This is a genomic window from uncultured Albimonas sp., from assembly GCF_963977235.1.
Classification (GTDB): domain Bacteria; phylum Pseudomonadota; class Alphaproteobacteria; order Rhodobacterales; family Rhodobacteraceae; genus Albimonas.
In genome coordinates, this window is the sequence record NZ_CAXBOD010000117.1 from 1 (window position 1) to 5,801 (window position 5,801).

General features: G+C 71.9%; 5 protein-coding genes. 4 read left to right on the forward strand and 1 reads right to left on the reverse strand.

Annotated elements, in window-relative coordinates; all coding sequences use genetic code 11:
- Positions 1-97 precede the first annotated feature (97 nt).
- Positions 98-1,960: an ABC transporter ATP-binding protein gene (locus tag AAC134_RS23305; protein ID WP_339952112.1), complete on the reverse strand. Its 1,863-nt coding sequence runs from the start codon at positions 1,958-1,960 to the stop codon at positions 98-100.
- Positions 1,961-2,157: 197 nt separating this feature from the next.
- Here AAC134_RS23305 and hemF point away from each other — a divergent pair, with 197 nt between their 5' ends.
- From hemF to AAC134_RS23325, 4 genes are all read left to right on the forward strand, one after another.
- A complete protein-coding gene (gene hemF, locus AAC134_RS23310; RefSeq protein ID WP_339952114.1) occupies positions 2,158-3,105 on the forward strand; it encodes an oxygen-dependent coproporphyrinogen oxidase in 948 nt (315 codons plus the stop codon).
- Positions 3,096-3,632, forward strand: coding sequence for a DUF1697 domain-containing protein (locus AAC134_RS23315; protein WP_339952116.1), 537 nt, complete (start codon positions 3,096-3,098; stop codon positions 3,630-3,632). Before hemF ends, AAC134_RS23315 begins: the two co-directional genes overlap by 10 nt.
- A 161-nt stretch (positions 3,633-3,793) precedes the next feature.
- Positions 3,794-5,107 carry a calcium-binding protein gene (locus AAC134_RS23320; RefSeq protein ID WP_339952118.1) on the forward strand — a complete coding sequence of 438 codons (1,314 nt, stop codon included), beginning with the start codon at positions 3,794-3,796 and terminating at the stop codon, positions 5,105-5,107.
- 93 nt (positions 5,108-5,200) lie between these two features.
- A complete protein-coding gene (locus AAC134_RS23325; protein ID WP_339952120.1) occupies positions 5,201-5,617 on the forward strand; it encodes a metallopeptidase family protein in 417 nt (138 codons plus the stop codon).
- The last annotated feature ends 184 nt before the right edge of the window (positions 5,618-5,801 follow it).

Genomic DNA, 5,801 nt, shown 5'->3' on the forward strand with positions numbered 1-5,801 from the left:
CCGAGTCGCTCTGATCGGCATCCGCGAGAGACGGCTCCGGAGAACAGGCGCTCCCCGCGGCGCCCGGGGCGGGCGGGCGCCGCTTTGGCGTGTCGCGCTATCGGGCGGCGGCGTCTTCGCCGAGGAAGCCGCCGGACTGGCGCGCCCAGAAGCCGGCGTAGAGGCCGCCGCGGGCCAGAAGCTCGGCGTGGGTTCCCTGCTCGGCCACCCGGCCCGCGTCCAGCACCACGATCCGGTCCATCGAGGCGATGGTCGACAGGCGGTGCGCGATGGCGATCACCGTCTTGCCCTGCATCAGCTCCTCCATCGCCGCCTGGATCGCGGCTTCGGCCTCGGAGTCGAGCGCCGAGGTCGCCTCGTCCAGCACCAGGATCGGCGCGTCCTTGAGCACCACCCGGGCCAGCGCGATCCGCTGGCGCTGCCCGCCCGAGAGCTTCACCCCCCGCTCGCCCACCTGGGCGTCGTAGCCCTGGCGGCCGGCCGAATCCTCGAGGCCGAGGATGAACTCGTGGGCCGAAACCCGGGCCGCGGCGGCCTGCATCTCGGCCTCCGAGGCGTCGGGCTTGCCGTAGAGGATGTTGTCGCGGACCGAGCGGTGCAGCAGCGAGGTGTCCTGGGTCACCATGCCGATGGCGTTGCGCAGGCTGTCCTGGGTGACCCGCGCCACGTCCTGGCCGTCGATCAGGATCCGCCCCTCCTCGACGTCGTGGAAACGCAGCAGGAGGTTGACCAGCGAGGACTTGCCCGCGCCCGAGCGCCCCACCAGGCCGACCCGCTCTCCGGGCCGGATCGCGAGGTCGATGCCGTCGAGCCCGCCCGCCTCGCGGCCGTAGCGATGGCGCAGCCCCTCGAAGCGGATCTCGCCCGCCCGCAGCGCCAGTTCGGCCGCGTCGGGGGCGTCCACGATCTCATGGGGCTTGGAGATGGTGATCATCCCCTCGGCGATGGTGCCGGCATAGCGGAACAGTTGGGAGGTCACCCACATGATCCAGCCCATCATCGCGTTGAGCCGCAGCACCAGCGCCGAGGCGGCCGAGACCGCGCCCAGCGTCGTCTCGCCGATCGACCACAGCCATACGGCCGTGCCCAGCGCGCCCACGATCAGCATCCCCCCGGTCAGCGCGAGCGAGAAGGACATCACCGACATCAGCCCCATCTCGCGCCCGTCGCGGTCGCGCAGGTCCTCGATCGCCTCGCGCGCGAGGTCGAGTTCCCGCTTGCCATGGGCGAACAGCTTCACCGTCTGGATGTTGGTGTAGGCGTCCACGATGGCCCCGGTCAGCGCCGAGCGGCCCTTCGAGCTCTCCTCGGCCGCGTGGGCCATCCGGGGCACCAGCACCCGCAGGATCGTGCCGTAGACCGCCAGCCAGATCAGGATCGGGATCGCCAGCCGCGGGTCCGCCTGGCTGAGCACCAGCAGCGCGCCGATCACGTAGGAGCAGAAGTAGACGATCCCCTCGAGCGCGCCGAAGGCCGATTCCTCCACCGCCGGGGCGGTCTGCACGATCCGGTTGGCGATGCGTCCGGCGAAGTCGTTCTGGAAGAAGCTCGCCGACTGGCCCAGCACGTGGCGATGCGCACGCCAGCGCACCAGCGCCACCGCGTTCACTCCCACCAGCATGTCGAGCGTGGCCATCTGCGCCCCGATCGCCAGCGGCCGCACGGTCAGGATCAGCAGCGCCACCAGCGCGAGCTCCAGCCCGCGCAGGGACCACAGCGCCTCGGCGCCCTCGACGGCCGCGACCTGCGCCAGCATGTCCACCAGCCGCCCCGCGTACCAGATCAGCGAGGTCTCGATGACCGCCACGCACATGCCAAGCCCCGCGGCGGCCAGCATCGGGCGCTTCAGCGGCGCCAGCATCGACCACATGAACGGCCAGTAGCGGTCGGGCGGGGTCGTGGCCTCATAGGCCGCGAACGGATCCGCGAGGTCGCGGAGACGACGGAGAAGGGGGAGCATGGGGGCTCTCCGAAACGTGGGTCGCACGGCCCGAAGGCGCGCGAAAAGGGGGGACGGACCGGGAGGTCGCAGAAACGCGGCCGGCGCCCGCAGGGGCCCGAGAGGGGAAGGGGATGCCGCGCCGCCGACCGCGCCGGCACGCCCCGCATGACTCGCGGGGCCTCGGCGAGGTTGCGCGACCCTAGCGGGGAAACGTAATGGATCAACGACGAAGCGGAGGACCAGTCGTGAGCGGGACGATTCAGCCGGTCGGCGAGGCCGAAAAGACACGCGCGGCCGACTGGTTCGCGGCGCTGCGCGACCGCATCTGCGCGGAGTTCGAGGCGCTGGAGGACGCGCAGGCGCAGGCTTTCCCCGAGGGCCCCCACGCCGACCTGCCCCCCGGACGGTTCGCGCGCACCGAGACCCGTCGCGAATCCGAGGACGGCTCGGAGGGCGGCGGCGGGCTGATGTCGGTGATGCGCGGGGGTCGTCTGTTCGAGAAGGTGGGCGTCAACGTCTCGGCCGTGCACGGGGTGCTGGGGGCGCAGGCGCAACGCTCGCTGTCGGCGCGGCGCGAGATCGAGGGGCTGGCCGAGGACCCGCGGTTCTGGGCCTCGGGCGTCAGCCTGGTGGCGCACATGCGCTCGCCCAGATGCCCGGCGGTGCACATGAACACGCGGATGTTCTGGACGCCGGGCGCGTGGTGGTTCGGCGGCGGGAGCGACCTGAACCCGATGCGCCCGGTGGACGAGGACACCGCCTTCTTCCACCGCGTGCTGCAGGCCGCCTGCGACCGGCACGATCCCGCCTACTACCCGCGCTTCAAGGCCTGGGCGGACGAATACTTCTACAACCGCCACCGCAAGGAGGCCCGCGGCGTCGGCGGCATCTTCTACGACGATCTGTGCACCGGCGACTGGGAGGCGGATTTCGCCTTCACCCAGGACGTGGGCCGCGGGTTCCTCGACGCCTTCCTGCCGATCACCCGCAAGCGCCTCGCCGAGCCCTGGACCCCCGAGGACCGCGAGCACCAGTTGATCCGCCGCGGCCGCTACGCCGAGTTCAACCTCGTCTACGACCGCGGCACCCGCTTCGGCCTCGAGACCGGGCACAACATCGAGGCGGTGCTGATGTCGATGCCGCCCGAGGCGAAGTGGCCCTGACCCGCTGGACCCTGCTGCTGCGCGGGGTCAACGTCGGCGGGCGCGGCCGGCTGCCGATGGCCGAGCTGCGCGCGGCGCTCGAGGCGGTCGGGGCGCAGGCGCCGCGCACGCTGATCCAGTCGGGCAACGCCGTCTTCGATCACGAGGCGGGGGCGGCCGGGCCGCTCGGCGCCCGGATCTCGGCCGCGCTCAAGGCGCGGGTCGGGTTCGCCCCCGTCGCGCTGGCGCTGGAGGTGGCGGCGCTCGCGGCGATCCTCGACGACCTGCCCGCGGGGTGGGCGCCGGGCGACAGCCACGTCTGGGTGACGGCGAGGCCGCCGGACGCGGCCAACCTCGCGCGGCTGGCGGCGCTGGCCGCCCCGGACGAGGCGTGGCGTCTTGCCGGGCGGGCGCTGTTCGTGCACGCGCCGTCGGGCATCGGCCGCTCGAAGCTCGCCGCGGGGGCCGAGGCGGCGCTGGGCGCGCCCGCCACCGCCCGCAAGGCGAGCGTGCTGGGCAGGCTGCTGGCGCTTGCCGGCGGCGACTGAGCCCGGGCGTCGGCGCAATCCACGCATCGGGACCGCGGCCCGCGCATCGAAAACCCTCCCGATGATTTCCAGAACCTACGGGTTTGCCGTGACTTCCCCTGCAACGCTGCGTTAAGCGGGGGGGCATCCATTCATATTCGATCAGGCTTGGGGGGCGACGCATGCCCAGCATCATCGTGAAGCAGGACGCGCCGGGCACGGCCTCCTACAACGATCCGCAGTTCTTCGGCGGCCCGTTCTTCGAGGATTTCCTCCTCCACAACGACACGATCCGCGGCAGCCGCCGCAAGGCCGTGCTGGTCGAGACGGGCCCCTCGGAGATGAAGGTGATCCTGAAGGGCCGCTTCCAGTACGATCGCGACGGCGATCCCAGGGACGGGACCGTCAGCAAGATGATCTTCAAGTGGGCCGGAGAGACCTTCCAGGTCTGGAAGGGTCTCGACTGGGACGTGCGCGACGACCTGATCAACGCCATCCTGCGGGTCGAGAACGGACGGAACCCCGACGCCATCCAGACCCTGCTGGCCGACGAACTCTGGTCGTTCAAGGCCGTCGGCAACCAGGTTCGCCTTTTCACCGGCTCGGCGGGGGACGACGTGATGAAGGCCGGCCGCGGCGACCAGGTGATCAACGGCATGGAAGGCCGCGACGTCATCAAGGGCGGCGGCGGCATCGATCACGTCTGGGCCGGCGACGACAACGACCGCGCCTGGGGGCAGGGCGGCGCCGACCTCCTCGCCGGCCAGGACGGCAACGACCGCCTGTGGGGCGGCGGCGGCAAGGACAACATCCACGGTGACGACGGCGACGACCGGATCTTCGGCGGCGGGGGCAAGGACTATGTCCACGGCGACGCGGGCGACGACGTGGTCAAGGGCGGCGGCGGCGACGACCACGTGATCGGCGGGGCGGGCGCGGACCGGCTGTTCGGAGGCAAGGGCGACGACCGGCTCGAGGGACCGTTCAACGGCAAGGACGGGCCCGACGTGCTGTTCGGCGGCGCCGGCAAGGACTATCTCGAGGGCGGCGCGCGCGGCGACAAGCTGTTTGGCGGCGGCGGCAGCGACGATCTCAATGGCGGCGGCGGCGGCGATCTGCTCTCGGGCGGGCGCGGGAACGACAAGCTCTGGGGCGGGGGCGGACGGGATGTGTTCGACTTCACGGGCAAGGGGGACTTCGGGGTCGACAGGACCGACTTCGATCTGCAGGCAAGCGCCTACTACGACTTCGACGCCGAGACGACGGTGTGGGAGATCGAGGTCGGCGACGCCCTGAAGCTCGACGCCGGCGCCTCGCTGGAGGTGACGTTCCGCGACAAGGGCTTTGACGAGCAGCAGGTGCGGGTCTCGGTGATCGAGGGCGGCGAACGGGTCGGCCGCTTTGTCGTCGACCGCCCCGTCTACGCGAACGAGGAAGGTCTCGCCGAAGGCCGCGCCCTGGTGCAGGCGGCGCTCGAGGACGCGATCATCGGCTGAGCCGGGGGACCCCTTGACCTCCCGCCCCATCCGGGTCCGAGTGGCGCGGGTTCGGGGCGAAGAGGGAGCGGGCGAGATGTGCGCGAGGCTGCTGTGAGCCGGGAGACGCCGGACGGCGCGGGGCTCCCCCCCACGCTCGAGGACGTCCAGCGCCTTGCCGAGGCGGCCGTCGCGGCGCTGCCGGACTGGGCGCTGCAGGCGGCGGGCCCGTTCCTCCTGCGGGTCGAGGACTTCGCCGAACAGGAGGTTCTCGACGATCTCGGGATCGAGGATCCGTTCGAACTGACCGGGCTCTACGACGGGGTGGCGCTGACCGAGCGGCGCCATGACGACATCCCCGGCCCGCCGGACACGGTCTGGCTGTTTCGCCGGCCGATCCTGGACGAGTGGATCGACCGCGGGGACGTCACGCTCGCGGCGCTGGTCGCCCACGTGCTGGTGCACGAGATGGCCCACCACTTCGGCTGGTCCGACGCGCGGATCGCCAGCATCGATCGCTGGTGGGACTGAACGGCAGGGAGGCGCCCTGCGGGCGGGCATGGTCCGGCGGGCAGGGACGCGCCCGGAGAGGCGGAGGGCGCTTCAGGACTCACCCAAGAACAGGCCCCGCGCCTGTCCTCCGGAGCCGTCCCTCGCGGATTGATGCCTGAGCGACTCGCCCGGCCCGGTCAAGGACAAGCCCCCTTCGGGGGTC